We start from the raw sequence: 633 nt of genomic DNA, 5'->3' as shown, positions 1-633 counted from the left end.
TCGGCTTTAACGGTAAACTCGCGATCAATATCAATACTTACTTTAACGGTCATTTCCTACCTCACTATTATTATCACTGGTGGTTTTCTCAGGGTGTATTTCTGTGCGGGCAAGCCTATTAATGAGCGTTCCGATTAGAAATTCGAAAAGCTTCAATGACATAATCCTGCAGACCAGCAATAATAAACACTTCAAAGATAAAAAGCCACGATACCTTGAACAAGAAACCGACTCATTAAGGGCCATATACAGCAATGAACAAATTTCTTAAATTCAGCTTACTTTTGGTTATCGGACTGCCCTTATTAGCAGTGCTAGGTATCGCGCTGTTCATTCAGTTTCAAGATGCAAATCGCTTCAAACCTACGATTGAGCAGCAAGCTATAGAACAAGCCGGAATAAACTTATCGATAGACGGGTCCCTAACCTGGTCTTTGTACCCACTCGGCATTGATATCAACGATATGCAAATCAGTGATCAGCATGGACAAGCGTTTGCATCTATTAAGAGAATACTGGCGCAGGTAGACCTATTTTCTTTACTCAAGGGTTCACCCAGCGTTCACACCCTGCTTCTCGATAGTGCAAAAATATCGCTATTTGAAGACGAGCAAGGAAAAGCCAATTGGCTTA

General features: G+C 41.2%; 1 protein-coding gene. It reads left to right on the top strand.

Annotation, left to right across the window (positions count from 1 at the left end):
• Nucleotides 1-254: 254 nt before the first annotated feature.
• Nucleotides 255-633, top strand: a 379-nt coding sequence (locus A3763_RS22775; protein ID WP_231872296.1) for an AsmA family protein, incomplete at its 3' end; no start/stop codon positions are given.

It is taken from the genome of Oleiphilus sp. HI0128, assembly GCF_001635365.1.
The sequence above is the reverse complement of the archived record's forward strand: the minus strand, read 5'-3'. Positions and strand labels throughout refer to the sequence as shown.